Source organism: Streptosporangium sp. NPDC049078, assembly GCF_040648855.1.
In the GTDB taxonomy this organism is placed as follows: domain Bacteria; phylum Actinomycetota; class Actinomycetes; order Streptosporangiales; family Streptosporangiaceae; genus Streptosporangium.
On sequence record NZ_JBEZEL010000008.1, the window covers coordinates 82,816 to 106,650 of the forward strand.

Below are 23,835 nucleotides of genomic sequence, written 5' to 3' on the forward strand. Positions count from 1 at the left end.
GCCGTCTCTCAGGGGACCGGCCTGAAGCGCGAACGACTACGCGAACGCGACAACGGCGTATCTCTCGTCCTGGATGGCTCGTCCCCACAGGACGGGATCGGGCAATGGCTCGACGCGGGCGGTGTCGACCAGTGGCCGCAGCGTCGCCAGGAGGCGCTCCGCCTCGACTCCACCCGCCCACGGCATCGGCTCGGACCTCCCCTCGTAGAGCTGATCCTCACCCGGTTCGGCCGACGCCCAACGTCCCTCGATGAGAACCAAACGCCCGCCGGGCCGCAGCAGACCGATCCATCGGCGCAACGCCTCCTGAGGATCGGGCAGGGTCCACAACAGGTGACGGGAGAGGATCATGTCGAAAGACGTCCCGGCCTGCGCGGGCGGGTCGCTCGCGTCACCCACCATCATCGCGGCATCGAAACCGGCCGCCGTGAGCTTGCGCCGGGCCTGCTCGATCATCAGCGGGGCCAGGTCCACCCCGACCGGCCGATGCCCCTGCTCGGCGAGCACCAAGGACAACGAGCCGGTGCCGCATCCCACGTCCAGGACGTCGGCGGGCGAGGCGGGCATCCAGGAGCGCAGGCGTTCCGCCCAGGCGGTCTTGACGGCGGGGTCGCGAAGGCCGTGGTCGGCCTCCTCGTCGAAGGAGTCGGCGAAGGCATCCCAGAAAGACGCGATCGAAGCACCCGGCCTGCTTTCGGCACTCGTCATACAGCAGCCCTTCGAGGTTGAGGGGGAGCGTAAGGCCGGTTCCCCTGTGATTCCATCGGCCTGAATCGATGGGTTCTTCTCAGTGTGGTCGTCTCGCTCATGTCAGTCCACGAGGTGCTGTGCCGGCATCAAAGCATAACACACAAAAGCCCTTCCGATGAAATCCAATTCTGGTCGAGAAAACCTCCTGTGATTCTTCCTATGATGATCATAAACTGGTCCAGTGTTTCTGGTATCGACATCGTGTCGTCGTTCGGTAGATCTGTCCAATGGGCTTCATGTGCGGCCTCGTCGAATATGCTTCTATACTCGCCGTCGTAGGTGTAGATCGGCTCGTCGAGTTCCTCGATTCCGCCGACGTATGAAATTTCAAACACGCGCTGACCATGGCGGCTGAGTTCCTCCGCGGACGATGCCTGCCCACCACTGAGGAGAAGGACGTGTGACCAGCCGGGTGTATGCGGTGTGATCCAGGCCCGCCGCGCGGAGCCCGCAGGATCGTACGACCTCATAGCGGTTTGAAAGTCGCACGTCTCTATTGTCCCCACCGGGAAGTGCAGCCCTCGGGCTACCTCGTAACCATCCGCAATGCTGACCCATAGGGCACCGAACCTCCTGTTGAGCCCGTGCGCCACCAGAAGACGCTGTTGGTTTTCAGTGGGGAAAAGAGTCATAATATATCCGGCGACATACCTGCCGCAGCGCGGCCAGAACACCACCCCAACCAGCCTAACGAAGTACTACTAGCGCGCCCAAAGAGTCGTATGAGTCAATACAGGAGCCGCGAAACTTGCAGCGTCAGCTTCCAATCCTGGATAGAGTTTCGAGGTACCTTTGGACGCTAGTAGAGTCCTCTGTTCTGCGGGAAGCATCAGTAAGGCCAGCGACCAGACCCCGTAGCGGCCAGAACTGAATACACCACTCCTCGACACCTTTTGGAGGAGAATCTTCTTCTAGCCAGCTCCAGCCCTCTCCCGGACGACGACTTGCCCTGATATTCCATTCGTCGGCGTCTCTGCGCAGGTCCAGGGGTACAGATGGGGGTCCGCTACCGTACAACATGCTCAAGTAGACGAGGCCGGAACTAGAATAAAAAGAGGCTGTCTTACTTCTTTCCCAGGAGTCGGTAGTATCGGGAGGGAAGTCATCCCATAGTTCTAGGACAACCTGGGTGTCGTGCCATCCGTCACTGCTCAGAAACACCGCCCAATTCAAGGTTGCTTCGAACCAGGAGCCTTGGCTGAGACGCGCCGAGATCTCCTCCACACTGGGCCAGCCCGGCGGCTCGTCCAAGGTGCCGTCCTGATCTCTCAGCATGAATTGACTCCGCTCCACTGTGATGGTCTCGTGGAGATGATCGACTAGTTGCGACATTCACGCTCCGCATATCCAATTGATGATGCACGGTGCAGTCTTCAGAACGAGACCGCACCGTGCATCTTAGACGAAACCTAGCTTGTTGCGTTGCCCCTGATCAATGATTCTGTCGGACGCCTTCCTTATTGTAAAGGCGTATGAAGAAAGCGTCCCCGTCCAGCATGCGATCGTACACATAGTAAGACCGAACACCGCCTGGTGCAGATCCGCCCCATGAATTGTTCTCTGCGGACGGTATGGGCTTCACCGAATAGTTCACACCCTTCGGCTGGTAGCTGCCTGCGTCGTCCGGCATGCTATTTTGCCACCATACCCAGGCACCCTCATACGTGGAAGCGAATGGGAATTCGTCGCATTGATTGCCGGCGGCGACCCACGGAAATGACCCTGTGCCATTCCACGTGGGATAGTATGACCATCGGCATGCCGACTGTGCTCTACCCGTATTGCGGCCGGCGCGGTTGAAGGTCTGACGAATCTCATCATCGTATTGGTAGAGCCTATGAATAAGCCTGTTTTTGCTCAGGCCGGGAATTACCTTCTTTGTATCTTTTCTAATTCCATCAACATTCACTGGCCATGCGTTCGCATGGTCGGTGGGTTTAGGGTGGGTGGCATCGGGGTTAAAGTATGCCAGGGAGATGTGTGAGTATGCGTTCGGGTGATTGCTCTCCTTCAATGCGATCGATGGTGTCTCGTGATCGAAGATGCATCCTTGTGCATATCCGGCATAGGTGGCGGAATCGCACCGGATGCTTTGCTTCGGAGGGGCCAGTGCTTCTTGGGAGCCGCTAAGGCCGACGAGGTTAAGGGTTGTCCTCGTAGTGCAGGTGCCGATCAACTCGCGGTTGTCGGACCCTGCTGATCCTGGATCGACATAGGACTCGAACTTGAACTTTACCGTTCTATCGTCCCAGTAGTCCTCGTTTCCGACGTACGACGTTTTCAGGCCATCCCTGGTAACCGGAAGGCAAGCATTTGCGTTGGGGTAGCCGGTTCCCATCATGCCGATGGAGAAGGTCTTCCCCTCAAAGAAGTCGCCCTTGGAGTTGATTCCCTCGTCTACCCAAAGGTCGAATTCTATGGTTCGACTTCCCTGATAGGTGCGCCCGATCAGTATTTGTGGAAACCAGATCTCATCGGTGGTTGCCGGCTGCCCCTGTGCGTTCTTTACAATGTTGCCGAATCTGTCGCGCTTAACGCGAACCAATCCAGACATGTATGTGGCACACCACGAGAAACGGTTCCTTGCATAGCCCTTCGGATTTTGAAGAACCCTGCTACCGGGAGCGTATCCGTAGGCGCTCCTTGCGTTTGACTGGCAGTCGTCGTTGTCCTTGATTCTGTCGTATTTGAAATTGCTCGCCGAGTACGTTGATGCGCGGTTAGGGGAAGCAGTCGAGGAATTAGTGGTTGGCTGATTCTCGTTTTTCGAGGCGTGAACATCAAAGGTTTTCCAGTCGGTCCAGGGGCCGTTTACGCTGTCAGCCGTGGCGCGGGCTCGCCATCGCACCTTCTCGCCGTCTCTCAGTCGGTCCTTGGGGACCTGTAGCGTTACCTGGGAATCACCGGGCTGGGCGGTGGCCTGGCTGGACCAGATCAGAGGAAGATCAACCTTCTCGGTTCAAAGACATCGGTGCTGCATGTCCTCATGGATGAGGGAGCCCTGAATCGGCCTATCGGTACGCCCGAGATCATGACCGATCAGCTCAACGATCTCCTTCGGATCATGGATTGGCCAAACGTCACCATCCAGATCCTGCCACTTGCGAACGGTGCACACACCGGGCTGGAAGGAGCCTTTTCCGTCCTCGGCTTCGGCGACGAAGATCCCGAGATCGGATACGCGGAATGTCCGGCTGGTGAGGTTTATGTGGAGGCTATGGATCAGGTCCGCAGGCTTATGCTCATGTTCGAGCGCCTCGCCGATTCATGCTTGTCCCCCCAGGAATCCACAAAATTGATAGCTGCGATGAGGAGTAAGGCATGATCTTCCCCGACCTGTCTTCCGCCGATTTCCGCAAGTCCAGCCTCAGCGGCGGTAACAACGACTGCGTTGAGGTAGCCACCAACCTGCCCGGCCTCATCGCCGTTCGCGACAGCAAGAACCCATCCGGCCCGATGCTGACCTTCTCCCCGGCAGCCTGGAACAACTTCCTGGCGGGCATCCGCAGCGAAGAGATCTGACCTGACCACGAGTGCCGCACGGTTGAGGTGCCTCGGGTACGCCTGGCCGTGCGGCAAGCGCAAGACCTCGTCCGTGCGTCGCGTTACCTACCCCATCTCCGTGCGGTAGAGGATTTGCTACACGCGCGGCGCAGAGGAGTGGGAGATTCGCGTTACCAACGAATTCCTAACCTGGGTCAACGCCTTGGATGAGAGGCCCAAAGCTCAAGTGGTCGACGCTATCGACCGACTGGCCGAGGGAGGTTCCGGGCTGGGGAGGCCACTGGTTGACCGGCTGGAGGGCTCGCAAGTCCACAACCTTAAGGAGTTGCGGCCTGGATCGGCGGGACGCTCGGAGATCCGGGTCATCTTCGTGTTCGATCCCTGGCGGTCGGCGATTCTGCTGGTCGGCGGGGACAAATCGGGAGATTGGTCCGGCTGGTACCGGCGGGTGATCCCGCAAGCCGAAGAGCTGTACGCGCGGTATGTGAAGGAACGGGAAGAAGAGGAGGGCCGGCGATGACGAACTTTCCCAAGTGGAGCGGCGTACGCCCCGGCATTGTCGCCGACGCCGGGGGCGAGCAGGTGGTCGCCGAAGCTCGCAAACGCAACCAGGCATACATCGACGGCCACCGCCTCGCTGAACGCCGTACCGCATTGGACCTGACCCAGTTTGAGGTGGCCGAGAGGATGGGCGTCACCAAGAGCCGTGTCTCCCAGATCGAACGTGGCGAGGTTTCCACCGTCGAGGCCATTGCCCGTTACGTCCAGGCCCTCGGCGGCCATCTCCAGATCTCCGCCGTCTTCGGCGACGACCTGTACATCCTGCGCGGCACTGACACCCACGCTGCGTAACCCCTGCGCACGTCGTCAATGTCAGCTGCGCGGAACCGACTCAAGGCTTACTTGGTCCCGTTCGGCTTGGATGCGGTCGGGCGAGGAAGCGAGGCCGGATGATCCTTATCACGATCCCATAAGGGGGGTGAAAGAGGAGGGCGGCGCTCTCGTGGTCACGGGCTTCACCGCTTTGCCCTCCAACGGGGGCATTCCTAAATCTCCGTAATCACGGTAGGTTTTAAGGGATGGGGTGCGAGCGGTGAAGTGTTGACCTGGTGGCAGGGATTGCTCGGCTTCGTCTCGGGGTTGCTGATCGCGGTGGTGACCGCCCCGGTCGGGGTGTCGGGGGCGGTATTCCTGCTTCCGATCCAGCTCAGCGTGCTGAACGTGCCGAACCCGGCGGTGACGCCCACCAATCTGTTGTTCAATGTCGTGGCCACCCCCGGCGCGCTGCTGCGCTACCGCAGGCGTGGCCAGCTTGGCGGCCCGCTGCTCCGCCTGCTGGTGCTCGGCACCCTGCCTGGCGTCATCATCGGCGCGTTCGTCCGGGTCTTCCTGTTACCCGGCCCGCAGGTGTTCCGCCTCCTGGTCGCCTGCCTGCTCCTCCCGCTGGGCCTGTGGCTGTGCGTGCGCACGCTTCGCCCACCCCGCAACCCCGGTCCGGCCGACGATCCCTCCCCGCGCGCCATCACCACGCTCGCGGTGGCGGTGGGGATCGTCGGCGGGATATACGGCATCGGCGGCGGATCGCTTCTGGGGCCGATCCTGGCCGGGCGCGGCCTGTCGATGGCCAGGGTCGCACCTGCCGCACTGGCCTCGACGTTCGTCACCTCGATCGTTGGCGCGCTCACCTATGCCGTCCTGGCGCTGATCGCCCCTGGCGATATCGCACCGGTGTGGGCGTTGGGCCTGCTGTGTGGTCTGGGTGGCTTGATCGGCGGCTATGTCGGAGCTCACCTCCAGCCTCGCCTGCCGGAGGTCGGTCTGCGACTGCTGTTGGGGACCTTGGCCGTCGCCCTGGCCGGCTTGTATGCGGCCCAGGCTCTGAGCTGAAGGTAGATGGCCGAAACGGCGGCACACCCGTGTTCACGTGATCTCGGAACTCATTGAGTAGGGAGGGGCCAAGCCCGCGTCGGTCGGTTCTAGCCGTAGCGCGTACCTCCGGCGGCTTGGCTGTGAACATCTCGCCGCTAAAAAACTTGCATACTAAGTTCACAGTATTTATTCTCGACTTACTTGCCACAACGAGAAGCGAGTGGGCGGGCTATGAGATCTCTGCGTGACGGACGGTCGATCCACCTTCTGGACATCGAGAACCTGACGGCGTCCCCCGCGCCGACGACGGCCGAAGTGAGGCAGACGATGAACGAGTATCGGGAGCGCGTCCCGATCGGCCCCATGGATCAGTTCATCGCCGCGGTGAACCCTCGCTCCATGGTGAGTGCGGGGATCGCGATCCGTGGGGCGCAGTTGCTGATCCGCCCGGGGGCCGACGGGGCCGACAGCGCTCTCACGGAGGCGGCGGTGAGCGGCAGGATCGACCTGCGGTTCGAGCGGGTCGTCATCGGTTCGGGAGACGGCTACTTCGCCGACCTGGCCGTCTGGCTGGCGGGGGCGGGGCTGCGTGTGAACGTGGTCAGTCGTCCCACCTCGCTCAACTGGCGCCTTTACATCGCCGGAAGCGACATCACCTATCTGCCCTCGAGGTTGGCTCTGGCCGCCTGACATCCGTCGTGCCGACCCGCATTCAGCGGGGTAGTCGGCCCAACCCGCGCACCGAGCCGTCCGGACCGCCGGGGGAGCCTCAAAGCGGGGTTACGGGCGACCGCGCGGCGTAGTCGGCGGAGGGTCTCAGGTGTTCCCTGAGTCCGTCGGAGCGGACGCGTTCTGTCTGCGGGCGTACTCCCGCAGGTCCTTCTCGGAGATGACCTCGTCGGCGGGCGGGGCGGTGATGACGAGACGGCATCCCCAGTCGGTGTAGCGCGTGTCGCTCCGCTTGACCAGCGGCTCTTTCCCCGCTCCCGCGCTGTCGGCGGTGACCAGGCGCTTGGGCAGGCCGTCACGGTCGGTCCAGAGTCGCCAGGAGACCTTCCCCTTGCTCTTCTTGCCGATGCGCTTGCCCGAGGTCCAGGCGATGGGGGGACTCTTGGAGATCCTGCGCAGTTCCTGGTAGCTCACGGTGCCCCGGTAGAGGAAACCGCCGGAGACGGCCTTGCTCGCCGAGCGCTTCAGTACGGCCCTCATCATGGACGGGTCGTAGATGTCGATCGGCTGCAGGCTGGCGCCCTTGGCCATGTCCCGGTTCATCCGTCCCCGGTGCTCGTCAGGGAAGCGGACCCACTTCTTGCCGTCCGGAACGGGCCCGGGGTATCGGGTGGCGTCGTCGTAGGTCTTCTTGCCGACGCGGATCACCCGGTAGGGGTTCGATTTCTTGGACGGGGTCCCCTTCTTCGGCCGGGAGAGGTCCCACCAGGTGAAATCAGCGGCCACCGGGCCCGACGGGGACAACTGGAGACGACCTCTGATCAGGATCCCGCTCCCGGAGACCGTCGACCTCTCGCCGTAGAAGAAGCGGTTGGTCTCGGAGATCCGAACGCCGTGCTCGTCTCTGAACTGCTGCTTGACCGCGCGTGCCGGATCGGGGGCGCCCGCCTGCGCGGCGGCGGGGGTCATGGTGCCCGACATGGACGCGATCAGCACGGAGACCCCGAGGGCAGCCCATCGTCTCATCGAGAGTTCGTCCTTTTTTAAGCGTTCGGGGCACCGGACAAAAGTGGAGTTCGGCTTGTTCGTGCGGATTTTCTCACGGTGGCGCCGTGGCTGCCAGAGAGCTGCGGCGAACGCATGGACGCCGAAAACCTTTTGCGGGGTGGAGGGGGTGGCCGACACACTCTCCGGGTGGTGGAGAACAGGAACATCGACGGACGCGCCGGCATCGACGCGGGGTTGGTGAGGCGGCTGGTCGCCGCCCAGTTCCCCCAATGGAGTTCCCTTCCCGTGACACCGGTCGAGGTCGACGGATGGGACAACCGCACCTACCGTCTCGGTGACGAGATGACGGCGCGCCTTCCCACCGCGGCCGGGTACGCCCCCGCGGTCGACAAGGAGGACCGGTGGTTGCCGGTGCTCGCCCCGTCGTTGCCGGTCGACATTCCCGTTCCCCTCGCGAAGGGGGTTCCCGGCGAGGGATACCCGTTCAACTGGTCGATCCGCGGCTGGCTGGACGGCGAGACCGCGACCCCTGAACGCGTTGACGACCTGTCCGAGTTCGCGGCCTCGGTCGCCGAGTTCGTCCTCGCCCTGCGACGCGCCGACGCGACCGGCGGGCCGGTGGCGGGCGCGCACAGCTTCCACCGGGGTACGCCACCGGCCTACTACGACGAGGAGACACGCCGTACCCTCGCCGCCCTGGAGGGCCGCGTCGACACCGTCCGGGCGGCGGCCGTGTGGGACGCCGCGCTTGAGGCGACCTGGTCCGGGCCGCCGATGTGGTTCCACGGTGACATCGCGAGCGGGAACCTGCTGGTTCGGAATGGGAAGCTGAGGGCGGTCATCGACTTCGGGACCTCGGGCGTCGGGGATCCCGCCTGCGACCTGGTGATCGCGTGGACGATGTTCTCGGGAAAGAGCCGGGAGGTCTTCCGCGACATCGTCGCTCAGGATGCCGCCATGTGGGCGCGTGCCCGTGGCTGGGCGCTGTGGAAGGCGTTGATCACCCTGGCCCAGAACATCGACGGGGACGAGCGGAAAGCCGCGGAGCACCGTCATGTCGTCGACGAGGTCCTGGCCGACCACGATCGGGCCGGCTGACGTCATCGGACCGGTACTCACCCGGCGGCCGTAGGGGGCACGCTCGCCGCCGCTGGGCACACAGCGGCGGCGAGCGGGTTGTGGCGGCTCACACGGTGACGAGGAGCCGGTGCGTGCTGTGATCAGGTGCGGTTCCACCGTTGGTTGGCGGCGCCGTTGCACGTCCAGATCTGGGTCTTGGCGCCGTTGGCCGTGGAGCTGCCGACGACGTCCAGGCACTTGTTCGCGCCGAGGGCGGTGATGGTTCCGTCGGCGTTGAAGCGCCACTTCTGGTTGTTCTGGCCGTTGCAGTCCCAGATGATGACGGTGGTGCCGTCGGCGGTGCCGTTGTTGTTGACGTCCAGGCACTTGTTGCCGTAAACCCGCAGCTCACCGGCGGCCGTGGCGGTCCACTGCTGGTTGGTCTGGCCGTTGCAGTCCCAGATCCCCACCTGGGTCCCGTTGGTCTGGGAGACGCCGGTCACGTCGAGGCACCGGCCCGAGCCCACCCCCTGGATGCGGGTCGTGGACGAGGGAGTCGGGGAGGGCGTGGGGTTGGGCGTGCCGCCGCTCACCCGGTACACGACGGTGCCGTGGGCGGGAACGCTCGCCGAGATGGCGCCGGTGGTCGAGGTGACGGCGTTCGTCCAGGCGTCGCGCAGGTTGAAGGAGTTGCCGGACAGGCCGATCGCGGAGGCGGTGGTGCTGATGGTGGTGGTGCTGCCGCCCTGGTTGAACAGGGCGACCGCGACGTCGCCGTTGCTCAGCCGCTTGGCCAGGATACGGCGGGTGCCGTCGTTGCTGATCTGGGCTGCCTGAAGGCCGAGCGTGTCCTGGTTGATGGCGATCAGGTTCTGGTTCTTCATGATCGTGGAGGTCGCGTTGTCCATGTTCCGGACGTCGTTACCGGCGATGAGGGGCGCGGCCATGATCGCCCACAGGGCGAAGTGGCTGCGCATCTCGGTGTCGTTCATGCCGCCCCGGCCGACCACCATCATGTCCGGGTCGTTGAACTGCCCCGGTGCGGCGTAGCCGGAGAGGGGGGCGTTGACGTTGACGATGTTCTGGATACCCATCGGGTAGCCGTTGGTCTGATTCGTGTTCCAGGCGTTGGTGATGTCCTCGGTGGTGCGCCAGATGTTGGCGACGTCGCCCCAGTTGCGCTGCGGGCCGGTCTTGGAGTGAATGCTGTTGGGGTTGATGCTGTAGAGGATCGGCCGGCCGGTCGCGGCCAGGGCGTCGCGCATCTTGGCGAAGGTGCGCACCTGGTCGTCGATGCTGCCGGTGGGCGAGCACCAGTCGTACTTGAGATAGTCGACGCCCCAGGCGGCGAACTGCCGGGCGTCCTGGACCTCGTGGTTGAGGCTGCCGGTCGCGCCGGGGTAGGAGTTGAAGTACTGGGCGCAGGTCTTGTCGAGGGGGGCCTGGTAGAGGCCGAACTTCAGGCCCCTGGCGTGCAGATAGTCGCCCAGGGCCTTCATCCCGCTGGGGAAGCGCGACAGGTTGGCCTGGAGGTTGCCCGCCGAGTCGCGGTTGGGATCGAACCAGCAGTCGTCGACGACGACGTACTGGTAGCCCAGGTCGCGCATGCCGTTGTTGACGAGCGCGTCGGCCGTCTGCTTGATCAGCGTCTCGTTGATGTTGCAGCCGAAGGTGTTCCAGGTGTTCCACCCCATCGGCGGGGTGCGGCCCACACCGTTGTTCAACGCCTGCGCGGGGGTGGCCGTGGAGAGCGCCACGGCTCCCATCGCGAGGGCCAGCGTCACGGTGACGACCGGGGCGATTAACGCCCGTAGCCGGTTCTTTCTCATTGAGATCGCTCCTCAGGGGTGGGGGGTGGGCGCTGCGCCAGGGGCCCGCCGGTCGGGGGATCGACGATCGGACCCCTGGCGAGGGGGCCGGTTATTGGAAGGAGGCGTCGTCGATGTAGAGGCCGTCGGTTCCCGCGGCGGTCTCGACGTAGAAGGAGGCGTTGGTCAGGGTGCCGGTCCACGACACGGTCGCGGTACCGGTCAACTGGGTCCAGCCGTTCGCGTTCACCGTTTGCGCGGGGGTGAGCTGGAGGTAGTTCGTCGTGCCGTTGGCCGTGTACGTCAGGGTCGCCTTCGCGCTGGGGGTGCCGCTTTGCGAGCGCACCCAGACGCTCGTGGTGTAGCTCTTGCCGTTGGTGAGCAGCGAGGTCACGTTCTGGTGGGGGCCCTGCCAGGCCGAGGTGCGTCCGGAGTTGAGCAGGGAGCGGCTGCCGGCGTAGGCGACGTTCGTGGCCGACGACAGGGTGCCACCCGAGGTCGTCCACCCGGTCGTGCCGTTCTCCATGTTCCCGTTGGTGAGCAGGTTTCCCCCGGTGCCGCCACCGGCGGTGAACTGCCACCAGTTGAGGTTGAACAGGTTGCCGCTGCCGCCGGTGAAGCGGAGATACAGGTCGCGGGTTCCGGTGGCCCCGCTCACCGGGCAGGTGACGCTGGTCCAGTTCTGCCACCCGCCGGTCCCCGGGACGGAACAGGTGCCGACCAGGGTGCCGGTGGCGCTGCCCAGGCGGAGTTCGATGGTGCCGCCGCTCGCCGCCGAGGCCACCCGGGCGGTGAACGACGAGGCCCCCGTGCCGAAGGCGACGCCCTTGACCTTGATGTTGTCGCCGTTGCTGATGAAGCCGACGTTCATGCCGCCTTCGCTGGAGGGCTCGGTCTCGACGCCGTTCGCCCAGGCGATGGTCTCGGCCTCCTGGCGTACGAACGGGTTCAGCGTTCCCACCTGCGGGGGGCCGGCGGTGGTCATGTTGATGGTCGGGATGGTGCCGTCGGCGTTGTAGGTGAACTTCTCCACGGCGACCGAGCGGGTGTAGCCGCCGCCGCCCGGCAGCGCGCCGTTGTGGTAGAAGAAGTAGGATCCGCCGTTGAAATCGATGATCCCGGGGTGGTTGGTGAAGCTGCTGCCCTGGCGGGGCATGATCGTTCCCCGGTAGGTCCACGGTCCGGTGGCGCTGGGCGCTGTGGAGTAGGCGATGAACTCCGAGCAGCATTCGGCGGCGAACACGTTGTAGTAGAGGTTGCCGCGCTTGAAGACCCAGGGCCCCTCCTCGTAGAGGGTGGGCCGGCTCGCGTTGCCGTTGCGCGTGCCGAAGCCCGCGGTGGTGAGCGGGATCTGGGTGGCGCTGCCGGAGAAGGAGATCATGTCGGTGTTGAGCCGGACGTACCAGAGGCGGGGGTTGCCCCAGTACAGGTAGGCCTGGCCGTTGTCGTCGATGAACGCGTGCGGGTCGATCTCGCCGTTCTCGACGAGCGGGCGGCCCAGCGCGTCGCGGAAGGGCCCGGTGGGGCTGTCGCCGACCGCGACTCCGATCGCCATCCCGCCGGTCGCCCGGTTGCGCACCGGCACGTACCAGTAGAACTTCCCGTTGCGGGGGACGACGTGGCCGGCCCAGGCGTTGGCGTCGGCCCAGGCGAAGGTGGCCAGGCTCATGGGCGAGCCGTGGTCGGTCCAGTTGGCCATGTCGGTGGAGGAGAAGACCCGCCAGTCGCGCATGGTGAAGTAGGTCGAGCCGTCCTCGTCGTGGCCGGTGTAGAGGTAGACACGGCCGTTGTGGACGAGTGGCGCGGGGTCCGCGGTGTAGATGGTCTGGACGATCGGGTTGTCCGCCCTCGCGGAGAGCGGGGACAACGCGATCAACATCAGCAGGCTCAGTGTCCACAGGACCAGGCGGCGAGTTCTTCTTCTCGCCGTGCGAAGTGCGGGTCTCACCGGTCGTCTCCCTCAGGCGGTGTTCGTTGGGGGGGTGTTGGTGGCCCCGGACGCGGCGGCTCGGCGTCTCCGACGCGTCCGGGGCGGTTCAGAGGGGATCGGTCTCGCGCCGTTCCGGCTCGAACCGGTCCTGATCGCGTGCCGTGACGACGTTCACCCGGTGGGGTGTGCGCCTTCGCGGTGAGCGTCGGAGACGTTCGAGCCGGATCGGTGTCACGGTGTTATCGCTGCAGGGTGAGCAGGCCGGGGCGGTAGGGCAGCAGGCCGTAGTCGACTCCGTTGGAGTTGGGGTTGCGGCCCTGGTAGAGCAGCTGCAGGTTGCAGGGGTCGATGGTCATGGTCTGGTCGGCGTTGGTGCGCAGCAGCTCGCCGTGGCTGATGTCGTTGGTCCAGGTGGCGCCGCTGTTGGCCTTGCCCGCGAAGGGGTTGCTCTCGGTCGCGGCCTGCGGGGTCCAGTTGCCGCCGAGGCTGGTGGCGGTGAAGGACCGGAAGTAGCGGCCCTGCGAGCCGATCGCCTCGACGATCATGAGGTACCGGTTCTCGTTCTGGATCTTGTAAACCTGGACGGCCTCGAACAGGTTGTTCGTGGTGTCGGTCATGATGGTCGTGTAGTTCGAGCCGAAGTTGCCGGGGAAGTTGCCGATGGGCATGCTGGCCCGGTAGATCCTGCCGTTGTCGCCGGCGAAGAACAGGTACATGTTCTGGCCGTCACCGATGAGCGCCTGGTCGATCGGGCCGGTGTTGGAGTTGGAGATGCTGCCGGTGAAGAGCGTCTGGGGTGCCGACCAGCCGTTGGGGTTGGTGGGATCGGTGGAGGTCTTGTAGGAGAAGGCGGCCCCGCCCCACTGGTAGGCGAGCACCCAGATGTTCTTCGGCGCGAAGTAGAACAGCGACGGCGCCACGGTGCCGGAGTTCATCGCGTTCTGGCTGGCCGAGGCCATCTCCGAGTAGTTGGTGAACAGGCTGAAGTTCATCGAACCCCAGCTGGTGCCGAAGTCGTGGGTGGTGGCGTAGACGAGCTGCTTGCCGTTGTAGGGGGCGACGGTGAAGTCCTTCAGCGAGACCCAGCCCGACCTCGGGTTCGCGAGCACGCCCGAGGAGGTCCAGCGGTACGTCGAGGGAAGGGTGCAGGTGCCCGGCGGAGGGGTCACGGTGGGGGTGGGGCTCGGGTTCGTTCCGCCGACCTGGACGAGCTGCCACTGCTGGTTGTTGCCGCCCCAGTCGTCGTACTGGACGATGTTGCCGCCGTCGGCGGTGGAGGCGCCCTGCACCTCCAGGGCCTTGTTGCTGTTGCGGGAGATGAAGCGTACGTAGCCACCCGCCGAGTCGGCGAGGCGCCACTGCTGGTTGGTGCCGTTGAGGTCGGCCCACTGGACGATCGCACCGCCGTTGGCGGTGGAGAAGCCGCTGACGTCCAGCACCTTGCCCGAGTGGCGTGACTTGATGCGGTAGTAGCCGCCGCCCGAGTCGACGAACTGCCACTGCTGCTGGTTGCCGTTGTTACGGGTCCACTGGGTGATGCGGGCGCCGTCGTTGGTGGCCAGGTTGTAGACGTCCAGGGCCTTGCCGCTGTTGCGGTTGACCAGCACGTACCAGGCGTTCGTGTCGACGGTCGCCGCGTTCGCGGTCTGGACGGCCACGAACAGGCTCACCAGCAAGGTGGCCGCCGCCATGATGACGGCTAGGGGTTTAAATCGCACAATTTACTCCGATTTCGTCCGAGGGGAGCGGACGGGCTGGTTGGGACGGTTCTCATAGGGTTGTTTTTCGGTCTTTACGGGGTTGTGAGGTCGAAGCGGCGCACGGTCACCGAGCCGCCGAGGGCCTGGGTGGCGTGGTTGAAGATCCCGAAGCGGTTGCCCATGAAGAACTGCCAGGCGTTGTTCATCGTGAAGGCCGGTCCGAGCGTGGTGAAGTTGGTCCCGTCGGTGCTGTAGGAGAAGCGGGCCTGCCGTCCGGAGCCGGGCCGGATGTCGGCGTTGACCCTCAGCCAGATCCGGCCGCCCGAGACGTTGGCGCTCGCCGCCTCGGTGCCGGTTCCCGTGGTCTGCCAGCTGCTGTTCATGGTCAGCCCGTTGGTCATCACCACGCGGGTCGCCCCGTTGTCGCGTTTGATGCCGATCCAGGCCGACTGGTCACGCAGGATGGCGAGGCCGCTGCGGTCGCCGTTGGCCATCTGCGAGTAGTCGAGTTCGATCGTCGCGGTCGACGACGGCCCCTGGATACGGTGGGTCAGGGTGTTGCGGGCGTTGTACAGGTCGTTCGTCACGGTCGCGGTCTGCAGGCGCAGGCCGCTGCCGGTCGACCAGCGCGAGTTGTCGGGGTTGTGGTTCCACTCCCACCGGTGGCCGAGCGAGGGGGAGGTGAAGGTGTCGGGGCCGATCATCGACTGAACGGTTTTGCTGGTCTGGATGTTCGGCTTCGGGTAGTTGACGCCCCAGCCGCCGTTCACCGTCTGGATCGTGGGCCAGCCGTCGCCGGTCCAGGTGATCGGCGCGAGAGCGGGCACCCGGCCGCCGGGGTAGGCGTCGACGAACGACATGTAGTACCAGGCGCCGTTCTGGGTCTGCACCAGTCCGCCCTGGTGGGGCACGCCGCCGCCGGAGATCGGGCCGGGCATGTTCAGCAGGACCTGGCGCATCTCGTACGGGCCGAACGGGCTGGTCGAGCGCAGCACGTACTGGCCGTTCGCGGGCTTGGTCAGCCAGATGTAGTAGTAGCCGTTCCGCTTGTAGAAGCGGGCGCCCTCAAGGGTGCCGACGCTGGAGGGGGTCTGGAACACCTGCTGGGCGCGCACCTGGCTGAGGCCGTCGGCCGAGAGCTGGGCGACGCTGATCGTGCCGTTGCCGTAGGCGACGTACATCGTGTCGTTGTCGTCGACGAGCAGGCCGGCGTCGTAGTAGCAGTTGTTGATCTGGGAGCGCTTGGTCCAGGTGCCGTCGACCGCCGAGGCGGTGTAGACGTAGGTGCGGTTGAACTCGATGCAGCCCATCCAGTAGTAGGTGCTGTTGCTCGGCCGGTAGTTGAGGGTCGAGGCCCAGATGCCCTTCACGTACGCCCGGCCGCCGTTGAGGTCGTAGGCGCCTGAGTTGAAGTCGAGCCGGGGGACCGAGTGGCCCGCGTACTCCCAGTCGACCAGGTTGTAGGAACGCAGGATCGGCGCGCCCGGCGAGTAGTGCATCGTCGAGGCCGAGTAGTAGTAGGCGTCGCCGACCCGGATGATGTCGCCGTCGGCGAAGTCCTGCCACACGACCGGGTTGGTGTAGTTGCCACCGGGACCCGGCGTCGGGGTGGGGGTGGGGGTCGGGTTCGGCGTCGGGTTCGTTCCGCCGACCTGGACGAGCTGCCACTGCTGGTTGTTGCCGCCCCAGTCGTCGTACTGGACGATGTTGGCGTTGTCGGCGGTGGAGGCGTTCTGCACTTCCAGGGCCTTGTTGCTGTTGCGGTTGACGAATCTCACGTAGCCGTCAGGGGAGTCGGCGAGGCGCCACTGCTGGTTGGTGCCGTTGAGGTCGGCCCACTGGACGATCGCGCCGCCGTTGGCGGTGGAGAAGCCGCTGACGTCCAGGACCTTGCCGGAGTGGCGTGACTTGATGCGGTAGTAGCCGCCGCCGGAGTCGACGAACTGCCACTGCTGGTTGTTGTTGTTGTTACGGGTCCACTGGGTGATGCGCCCGCCGTCGGCGGTGGAGAGGTTGTAGACGTCCAGGGCCTTGCCGCTGGTGCGGTTGACCAGCACGTACCAGGCGTTCGTGTCGACGGTCGCCGCGGTCGCCGCGGGGCTGGCGAGCGTGAGCAGGGCGCCGGTGAGCATGATCGAGGTGATGGCGGCCAGCAGCATGCGCAGGCGATTTCGCCTGATAAAAGGCATACGTCCTCCTCTGGAAGACTTTGTTAGCGTTAACACTTCGGGTACGACCTCACCCTGAACGTGGCGTCCTGCCGGTCGGAGACACTCGACGCGTTGATCGGGTCGATGCGCGGCAGGTGGCCCCGGTGCCGCGGAAGGCGGGCCGAAAAGTCGTAGGGCCGGAACGCCTCTGGGCGGTGGGGAGACCGCCTGCGGCTGGGTGACACAGGCGTTCCTTTCTCTGGGGGGTGAGACAGGTGGGGGGTGCCCGGTCCCGTCGTCCGGTGGACGACGGGACCGGGGGCGCGGGGTGAGGTCAGGTCACACCGCAGGTCCGGCCGTTGGGGGGAGAACGAGGTGGAGCTGCCGGATTGCCGTTGTGATCGGGCTGGAGGCCGAGGCCGCCGGGTCGCCGGTGGTATGGCCGTCCGCCCGCCGATCCCGGGCGGACGGCCTCTCCCCACCGGGAGGTCAGGCTCGGGAGCAGGTGTTTCCGTTGAGGGTGAAGGAGGAGGGCGCGGAGGTGTTGCCGGTGTGGTTGGCCTGGAAGCCGATGTCGACCGAGCCGCCGGCGGGGATCGAGCCGTTGTAGCTCACGTTGCGCGCCGTCACCTGGCCGCTGGAGGGTGAGTAGGTGGCGTTCCAGCCCGAGGTGATGGTCTGGCCGGACGGCAGGCCGAAGACCAGCGACCAGCCGTTGATCGCGGAGGAGCCGGTGTTGGTGATGGTGATCGACGAGGTGAGTCCGGTGTTCCAGGCGTTGAGGGTGTACGCCACCCGGCACGGCCCGCCCGGACCCGGCGTGGGAGTGACCGTGGGGGTCGGGGTCGGGGTCGGGGTCGGCGTGGGGGACGGGTTGGGGGTGACCGAGTTGAGGGTGTTCAGGACGGAGGTGTAGGCGGCCTTCTTGTTGCCCGAGGCGTCGAAGAGGAGGGGGTTCTGGCCGGTGCGCCAGGAGTCGCTGTCGCGGATGCCCCAGACGGTGATGCCTTTGCAGCGGGCGACGTTCAGGCAGGCGCGGGTGACGGCGGCGTAGGCGTTGGCCTGGTTGGAGCCGGAGATGTCGAGTTCGGTGATCTGGACGTCGACGCCGAGGTCCGCGAAGCGCTGGAGGTTGGCCTGGTAGTCGCTGGGGGCGGAGTTGGTCAGGTGACTCTGGAAACCGACGCAGTCGATGGGCACGCCGCGTGCCTTGAAGTCGCGGACCATGTTGTAGATGCCGGTGCTCTTGGCGTTGATGCCGTCGGTGTTGTAGTCGTTGTAGCAGAGTTTGGCACCGGGGTCGGCGGCGCGGGCCGCGCGGAAGGCGGCTTCGATCCAGTCGTTGCCGGTTCGCTGGAGGCTGGAGTCACGGCGCCCGCCGCCTCCGCCGTCGGCGAAGGCCTCGTTGACGACGTCCCAGGAGTGGATCTTGCCGCGGAAGTAGGTGGCGACCTGGGTGACGTGGTTGATGGCGGCGTTGCGCAGGTCGGAGCCGGACAACCCCTGGGCCCAGCCGGGCATCTGCTGGTGCCACAGCAGGGCGTGCCCGCGAATCGACTTGCCCTGGCCGATCGCGTGGTTCACGATGCGGTTGGCGTTGTTGTAGTTGAAGCTGCCGCGCTGGGGTTCGGTGGCGTCCCACTTCATCTCGTTCTCGGCGGTGACCGAGTTGAACTCCCGGTTCAGGATGTTCACATAGGTGGAGTCACCGAGCCTGCCCGCCGCGATGGCCGCGCCGAAGTAACGGCCCGACTGGGCGGCGGCGGCTCCGAGCGTCGTCTCCGCGGCGGAGGCGGTCTGCTGGACGGCCACCACGACGCCGGCCCCGAGGGCGGCGGCGATCGCGATGGTGATGGTTCGTCGTGCTTTCGAGGCGATGTCTGGGATCGCGGTGAAGAGCATGCCGGTTCCTTGGGGGGGTGATGAGGCGTCAGCGGATGGAGTCGGTCCGGAGGAGCAGGCCGGGCTTCGAGAGCGGGTAAGAGCCGATCAGAGCCGTCGTCGCGAGGTGGGCGGGTCGCCGCCGACACACCGGGAGACGGGCCAAAGGTCCGTCCTGGGCTCGCGTTCGAGGTGAGACGGGCATCCAACGCTCCTTGGCCAGGTCGAGGGGGCAGTGGCCATCGAGATTTGTTATCGCTAACATCTGGGCTTCCAGATCTCCATGGCCTGCTCCTGTAAGTGCGTTGTCGGGGAGTACATCCGACGGTCCGATCCACCGTCAACGAGTCACAACCCTCGCTGACCTGGGCATTGCTAACGAAACGTTTCCCGGCCTGGGCATTCGTCCAGAGGGAGATCGCGTCGCGTCGCCTGCGAATGTGAAAGTTTCACAGAAGTTACCGGTTGGCAACCATGGAATTCTGACCGAATACAGCTGACTTCCTCAAGACCCCTGGTTGACAAGTTGGGGAGGAGGGACCGATCGGTGAAAATCTTCTCGCCCACTCCCGGTGTCCGCCGGATCGACGGTCGTTCCACGCGTCCGGCGGGGGAGGGGGCGCCTCGGCGGAGACGAGAGGCGCGGGCGCCGAGCTCCCGGCTCATGGGGGCGTGCCCCTCTTTTGGGAGGGCCGAAAATCCCGGTGCAGTCCGGGCAGGTTTCTGTGATGTGAACGATTGACGCGGCCGTAACGCGGGCCTTACATTGCTCGCAGCAATGTTAGCGCAAACACCCATATCGCACCGATCGGCCCTCGATGCCCGGCTCGCCGCCGCCCGAGCGGCTCTCCGGCCGTAGGTGATTTCGAGGGCGGTCCGGGACGTTCGCCGACGCCGTCCCGGCGCCAAGATCCTCGGCCTGCCCTGACATGTGCGGGCCGGTTGCCGGCGGCAGGCCGGCGCTCCGGTCTTGAGGTCGCGGCTGAAGGCCCGCGGCCCCCTCCACGGCGCGAGCGCGCGTCGCCCTCTTCCGCTTTCGCCGCCCGGCCCGCCGCGCACCGGAGACCGGGACGACGCGAGGCTCGCTCCGGCGTCTCACCCTCGTGTTCGCCGGGGCGTCGGCCGTCTGGACGGTATCGCTCCGCACGCACATCACTCGCGGAGTCTTCGCGGGCGGAGCCAACCGTCTTCCCCTGATCTTTTCCGGCATCGTGACCGCGGTGCCGCCGGCGGTGACCGCGGGCGCCCGGACGCGTGCCCGCGCGGCCATGGATCCCAGTCGCTCGCGTCGCATCGGAGTGGGCCGTGCGTTACGGAACATCGCAACGACCCATGACACACATTGCAAGAATCTGCGAGGTGTCCGCAGGTATAGAGCAAGATTACGAAACTATTTCACAAGACTCTTGTGGGGTGAGGCGCCGGAGTCCTACTGTCGCCTCACCCTCGTGGCGTTCGCTCCGCCCCGAGCGTTTTCAGGTGTTCCCCCGAGAGAAACGAGCATCCGAATGTCACGGAGCATCACGGAAGCCGCGGCGAGACGGACAGGCGGGCCACCGCGAAAGGCGCCGCGAAGAGGGCCGGCGGCGGTCGCGGCGGTGATCGTGGCCTTCGCGGGCCTCGGCGTCGTGCCCGGTTCCCCCGCCCTCGCGGGCACGGGCGGTGCCCCGGCCCCCGTGGTGACGCGCGCCGCCCTCGACCCGTCACTCGTCGCGGGGCGGGGCGCCGATGTCGCCTTCACCGAGCAGGAGGCCGAGAACGCCACGACGAACGGCACGACCATCGGCCCGGACCGCGACGCGTACACGCTCGCGGGGGAGGCGTCGGGCCGCAGGGCGGTCAGGCTGACGCCGGGGCGGTACGTCGAGTTCACGCTGCCGAAGGCGGCGAACGCGATCACCGTGCGTTACAGCATTCCGGACGCCCCCAACGGCGGTGGTATCACCGCGCCGCTACATGTCACGGTGAACGGCGGCGGCAGGAAGGTGATGACCCTCACCTCGCAGTACTCGTGGCTGTACAACCAGTATCCGTTCACGAACGATCCGAACGCCGACCTGCTGCACCCCGACTGGTGGATCACCGAGTGCGCCTGCGTGCCCAGTGCCACGACGCCCACTCCGACGATCACGAAGCCGTTCCGGCCGACCCACTTCTACGACGAGCAGCGTCTCCTGCTCGGCAGGACGTACCGCGCGGGTGACAGGGTGCGGCTCACGGTCCCGGCCGGGAGCAACGCGGCGTGGACGGTGATCGACCTGCTCGGCTCGGAGCTCGTCGGCGCGCCGCACGTCAGGCTCGTCGCGGCGAACGTGCTGGCGTTCGGCGCCGACCCGCTCGGCAGGCGCGACTCCGCCGACGCGATCGACAGGGCGATCGCCTTCGCCAAGCGCGGCCGCCTCAAGGTCTACATCCCGCCGGGCGTCTACCAGGTGAACCGTCACATCGTCGTCGACGACGTGACGATCGAGGGCGCCGGCAACTGGTACACGATCATCAAGGGCAGACAGGTCGCCCTTCCCTCCCCGGCCCCCGACGGCTCGGTGCACACCGGCGTCGGCTTCTACGGCAAGGACGCGTCGAAGGGCGGCAGCAGGAACGTGCACCTGTCCGGCTTCGCGATCGAGGGCGACGTCCGCGAGCGCATCGACACCGACCAGGTGAACGGCATCGGCGGGGCGCTGAGCGACTCGACCGTCGACGGCCTCTACATCCACCGCACCAAGGTGGGCATGTGGTTCGACGGGCCGATGAAGAACCTGAGGATCACGAACAACATCATCGTCGACCAGATCGCCGACGCCCTCAACTTCCACGGCGGCGTCACGGACTCGGTCGTGTCGAACAACTTCATCCGCAACACCGGCGACGACGGCCTCGCCCTGTGGTCCGAGAAGATCGCCAACGCCCGCAACACCTTCGACCGCAACACCGTGCAGACGCCGACCCTCGCGAACGGCATCGCCGTCTACGGCGGCACGGACAACACCGTCTCGGGCAACCTCGTCGCCGACCCGATCCGCGAGGGCAGCGGCATCCACGTCGGCTCCCGCTTCGGCGCCGAGGCGTTCGCGGGGAAACTGGCGATCAAGGACAACACCACGGTCCGGGCCGGCACGTACGAGCTGAACTGGAACATCGGCCTGGGAGCCATCTGGCTCTACGCGCTCGACAAGAACATCGAGGCCGACATCCAGGTGGTCGGCAACCACTTCCTCGACAACACCTACAACGCGATCATGCTGGTCAGCGAGTGGGGGGTGAAGGACCTGTACTCGATCACGAACGTCCACTTCAAGGACATCAGGGTCGACGGCACCGGCACCTCCGTGGTGAGCGCCCGGGTGAAGGGATCGGCCTCCTTCGAGAACGTGGACGCCCGCAACGTCGGCGCGGTCGGCGTCAACAACTGCGGTTCGTTCAACTTCCCGCCCACCGGCTCGGAGTTCTCCCTGACCGACCTCGGCGGCAACGACGGGGGCGGCACCGCCGGGGCCTGGCTCGCCCCGTGGATGCTGCCCAACACCATCACCTGCGACGACCGCCCGCCGGTGGTCGCGCCGCCGGCGCCCTCCCCGTGGTGATCGTCCGGTCGTAGCGGCAGAGCGTACGTCACTCTTCGAAACCACCGGCCCCTCCATGGCGGGTGCCGGTGTCACGGCGGCACCGGCCGGACGGTCGGTGCCGCGGTTCGCGGGGCCGCCGGACCGCGGGGAGATCCCTCCCCGCGGTCCGGGTTCCGGTACGGGCGGTGGTCACCGGAGACAGCCGAATGCCAAAAGGCGCGTCCAGCACGATAAGTGTGATTTTCGGCAAAAGTGCCTTTAATAGCGAAATGCCGCAGAAACTGCAGAGCCAGGAGTGGAAGTCGGTCTCTTTTTCATCACATGGTCTGATATGGCAGCGTGGACCGTTCCCACCTGCCACTCTTGTCGAGCCGCACCACGGCCTTCCCTTCTTTCCTGGAGTTCCATATGCGTTTCAAGACGCCTCTGGCGATCGCGGCTACCGCGGTTCTCGCGGTCGGCATGTCCAGCATCACCACCGCCTCCGCCGCCCAGACCTCAGGCGCCGACCTCATCTACGCGTGCAAGCTGAAGAGCACCGGTCTGGTGCGTCTGGTCTCCGCCACCACCAAGTGCAAGCCGACCGAGGTCAAGACGTGGTGGGCCAAGCAGTCCGCCCAGGGCCAGAGCACGGTCGCCGGCCCCGGCCCCCAGGGACCCGCCGGGCGTGACGGCAAGGACGGCAGGGACGGCAAGGACGGCGTCGGAACCCAGGGGCCGGCCGGACCTCGCGGCTACCAGGGGAAGACCGGCCCGCAGGGACCCGCCGGGCCGAAGGGCGCCCCCGGTGAGACCGGGCCTGAAGGACCCCAGGGTCCCGCGGGGGAGGACGGCGGGCTTCCCGCCGTCTACGCCTACAAGGTCGGTCCGGTCTGGACGACGTGCAAGCTGCTGCCCGGGTACGCCATCGCCGCCTACGACTGCAAGGTCACCAAGGAGCCGGCGAAGGAGCGCCCCGCCCCCACTCCGACGCCCACCGCCACGCCCTCGCACACCCCCACCCCCCAGTAGTCGCGCACCCCGAAGAGCCTCGTCCTTCATCTCGAAGACGGGGCTCTTCGGCTTTCCAGGCAGGTCGAGGGCGGGCCGGCTCGCCTCCGACCCGCGCGCAGGGAACCGGCCCGGCCTCGGTGCCCGCTCCCGAAGGTGCCGAGGTCAGATGCCGCGGCGCATCGACCTGGTGCCCATCGCGAGACCGGCCGCGGCGACGGCGCAGGCCCAGAGCGTTCCGTACAGCACCGAGGCGTCCGCGAAACGGCCGGAGAACAGCGCCCGCTCCGCGTCGACGATGTGGGTGACCGGGTTCAGCGTGGCGGCGACCTGGAGCCACGCCGGGCCGAAGTCCATCGGCAGCAGCACGCCTGAGAGCAGAATCAGCGGAAACAACACCAGCTGGGTGACCCCGTAGAACAGGTTGCCGCTCGGAGCGGAGGCGACCGCGAGGGTGAAGGAGAGCGCGCCCAGGCCGATCCCGAACACGGTCAGTATCACCAGCCCGGTCAGCACACCCGGCAGGTGCGGGCGGAAGCCCAGCGGCACCGCGAGAACGATGATCAGCACGGCCTGGGCGAGCAGGATCACGAACTCCTTCATCGTCCGGCCGACGAGCATCGCCGTGCGGTTCAGCGGGGTGACCAGCATGCGCTCCATCGAGCCGCCGATCAGCTCCACCAGCAGCGAGTATCCGGCCATCATCGGCCCGGACAGGCACATCATGATCAGGATGCCGGGCACGAACCACTGCCACGGCGAGCCCTCGAAGCTCCGCGTTCCCCCGAGCAGCGGGCCGAACAGGAACAGGAAGAGCAGCGGCTGGCCCATGGTGAACAGGAGGCCGAGGGGTTCGCGCGGCACGGGGGCGAACTCGCGGGAGAACACGGTCACGGTGTCGCGGAGGAAGGATCGTACGCGCACGGGGCGGCCTTTCTTGCCGGCGGGGAG

At 66.0% G+C, this 23,835-nt stretch carries 19 protein-coding genes; 9 read left to right on the forward strand and 10 right to left on the reverse strand.

The window, feature by feature from the left end:
• Positions 1-36: 36 nt before the first annotated feature.
• The 3 genes from AB0B90_RS15025 to AB0B90_RS15035 form a co-directional block, all read right to left on the reverse strand.
• Complete coding sequence (locus tag AB0B90_RS15025) at positions 37-708, reverse strand: class I SAM-dependent methyltransferase (protein ID WP_362922916.1); 672 nt, start codon at positions 706-708, stop codon at positions 37-39.
• 128 nt (positions 709-836) lie between these two features.
• Complete coding sequence (locus AB0B90_RS15030; RefSeq protein WP_362922919.1) at positions 837-1,427, reverse strand: hypothetical protein; 591 nt, start codon at positions 1,425-1,427, stop codon at positions 837-839.
• A gap of 755 nt (positions 1,428-2,182) precedes the next feature.
• Positions 2,183-3,304 (reverse strand): NucA/NucB deoxyribonuclease domain-containing protein, encoded by a 1,122-nt coding sequence (locus AB0B90_RS15035; protein WP_362922921.1) that lies wholly within the window; start codon positions 3,302-3,304, stop codon positions 2,183-2,185.
• Positions 3,305-3,694: 390 nt separating this feature from the next.
• Between AB0B90_RS15035 and AB0B90_RS15040 the strand changes: the two genes are divergently transcribed.
• The 6 genes from AB0B90_RS15040 (at position 3,695) to AB0B90_RS15065 (ending at position 6,813) form a co-directional block, all read left to right on the forward strand.
• Positions 3,695-4,075 (forward strand): DUF5753 domain-containing protein, encoded by a 381-nt coding sequence (locus AB0B90_RS15040; RefSeq protein ID WP_362923154.1) that lies wholly within the window; start codon positions 3,695-3,697, stop codon positions 4,073-4,075.
• Positions 4,072-4,272: a DUF397 domain-containing protein gene (locus tag AB0B90_RS15045; RefSeq protein ID WP_350950369.1), complete on the forward strand. Its 201-nt coding sequence runs from the start codon at positions 4,072-4,074 to the stop codon at positions 4,270-4,272. Before AB0B90_RS15040 ends, AB0B90_RS15045 begins: the two co-directional genes overlap by 4 nt.
• A 184-nt stretch (positions 4,273-4,456) precedes the next feature.
• Positions 4,457-4,774, forward strand: a complete 318-nt coding sequence (locus AB0B90_RS15050; protein WP_350950368.1) for a type II toxin-antitoxin system RelE/ParE family toxin — start codon at positions 4,457-4,459, stop codon at positions 4,772-4,774.
• On the forward strand, positions 4,771-5,106 hold the full coding sequence (locus AB0B90_RS15055) for a helix-turn-helix transcriptional regulator (protein WP_350950367.1): 336 nt from the start codon (positions 4,771-4,773) through the stop codon (positions 5,104-5,106). Before AB0B90_RS15050 ends, AB0B90_RS15055 begins: the two co-directional genes overlap by 4 nt.
• 249 nt (positions 5,107-5,355) lie before the next feature.
• Positions 5,356-6,141, forward strand: a complete 786-nt coding sequence (locus AB0B90_RS15060; RefSeq protein WP_350950366.1) for a sulfite exporter TauE/SafE family protein — start codon at positions 5,356-5,358, stop codon at positions 6,139-6,141.
• Positions 6,142-6,354: 213 nt separating this feature from the next.
• Positions 6,355-6,813, forward strand: coding sequence for a hypothetical protein (locus AB0B90_RS15065; RefSeq protein WP_350950365.1), 459 nt, complete (start codon positions 6,355-6,357; stop codon positions 6,811-6,813).
• 126 nt (positions 6,814-6,939) lie between these two features.
• Here the strand turns inward: AB0B90_RS15065 and AB0B90_RS15070 are convergent, their stop codons facing one another.
• The gene (locus tag AB0B90_RS15070) at positions 6,940-7,818 is read right to left on the reverse strand and encodes a hypothetical protein (RefSeq protein ID WP_362922925.1); all 879 of its coding nucleotides are present in this window, start codon (positions 7,816-7,818) and stop codon (positions 6,940-6,942) included.
• Positions 7,819-7,986: 168 nt separating this feature from the next.
• On the opposite strand from AB0B90_RS15070, the gene AB0B90_RS15075 reads away from it, so the two are divergent.
• Positions 7,987-8,898 carry an aminoglycoside phosphotransferase family protein gene (locus AB0B90_RS15075; RefSeq protein ID WP_362922927.1) on the forward strand — a complete coding sequence of 304 codons (912 nt, stop codon included), beginning with the start codon at positions 7,987-7,989 and terminating at the stop codon, positions 8,896-8,898.
• 122 nt (positions 8,899-9,020) lie between these two features.
• Here the strand turns inward: AB0B90_RS15075 and AB0B90_RS15080 are convergent, their stop codons facing one another.
• The 5 genes from AB0B90_RS15080 to AB0B90_RS15100 form a co-directional block, all read right to left on the reverse strand.
• Complete coding sequence (locus AB0B90_RS15080; protein ID WP_362922929.1) at positions 9,021-10,688, reverse strand: lectin; 1,668 nt, start codon at positions 10,686-10,688, stop codon at positions 9,021-9,023.
• A 91-nt stretch (positions 10,689-10,779) separates the two neighbouring features.
• Positions 10,780-12,615 (reverse strand): family 43 glycosylhydrolase, encoded by a 1,836-nt coding sequence (locus AB0B90_RS15085; protein ID WP_350950360.1) that lies wholly within the window; start codon positions 12,613-12,615, stop codon positions 10,780-10,782.
• A 221-nt stretch (positions 12,616-12,836) separates the two neighbouring features.
• On the reverse strand, positions 12,837-14,288 hold the full coding sequence (locus tag AB0B90_RS15090) for a non-reducing end alpha-L-arabinofuranosidase family hydrolase (protein ID WP_362922932.1): 1,452 nt from the start codon (positions 14,286-14,288) through the stop codon (positions 12,837-12,839).
• Between the two features lie 101 nt (positions 14,289-14,389).
• Positions 14,390-16,486 carry a family 43 glycosylhydrolase gene (locus tag AB0B90_RS15095; protein ID WP_362922934.1) on the reverse strand — a complete coding sequence of 699 codons (2,097 nt, stop codon included), beginning with the start codon at positions 16,484-16,486 and terminating at the stop codon, positions 14,390-14,392.
• 450 nt (positions 16,487-16,936) lie between these two features.
• Entirely contained in the window at positions 16,937-18,349 is a 1,413-nt protein-coding gene (locus tag AB0B90_RS15100; RefSeq protein ID WP_350950378.1) for an endo-1,4-beta-xylanase, read from the reverse strand.
• A 1,577-nt stretch (positions 18,350-19,926) separates the two neighbouring features.
• Here AB0B90_RS15100 and AB0B90_RS15105 point away from each other — a divergent pair.
• The gene (locus tag AB0B90_RS15105; protein WP_350950379.1) at positions 19,927-21,912 is read left to right on the forward strand and encodes a glycosyl hydrolase family 28-related protein; all 1,986 of its coding nucleotides are present in this window, start codon (positions 19,927-19,929) and stop codon (positions 21,910-21,912) included.
• Between the two features lie 390 nt (positions 21,913-22,302).
• Positions 22,303-22,905, forward strand: a complete 603-nt coding sequence (locus AB0B90_RS15110; protein WP_350950380.1) for a hypothetical protein — start codon at positions 22,303-22,305, stop codon at positions 22,903-22,905.
• A gap of 144 nt (positions 22,906-23,049) precedes the next feature.
• Here the strand turns inward: AB0B90_RS15110 and AB0B90_RS15115 are convergent, their stop codons facing one another.
• Positions 23,050-23,808, reverse strand: a complete 759-nt coding sequence (locus AB0B90_RS15115; RefSeq protein WP_350950381.1) for an ABC transporter permease — start codon at positions 23,806-23,808, stop codon at positions 23,050-23,052.
• Positions 23,809-23,835: the final 27 nt, after the last annotated feature.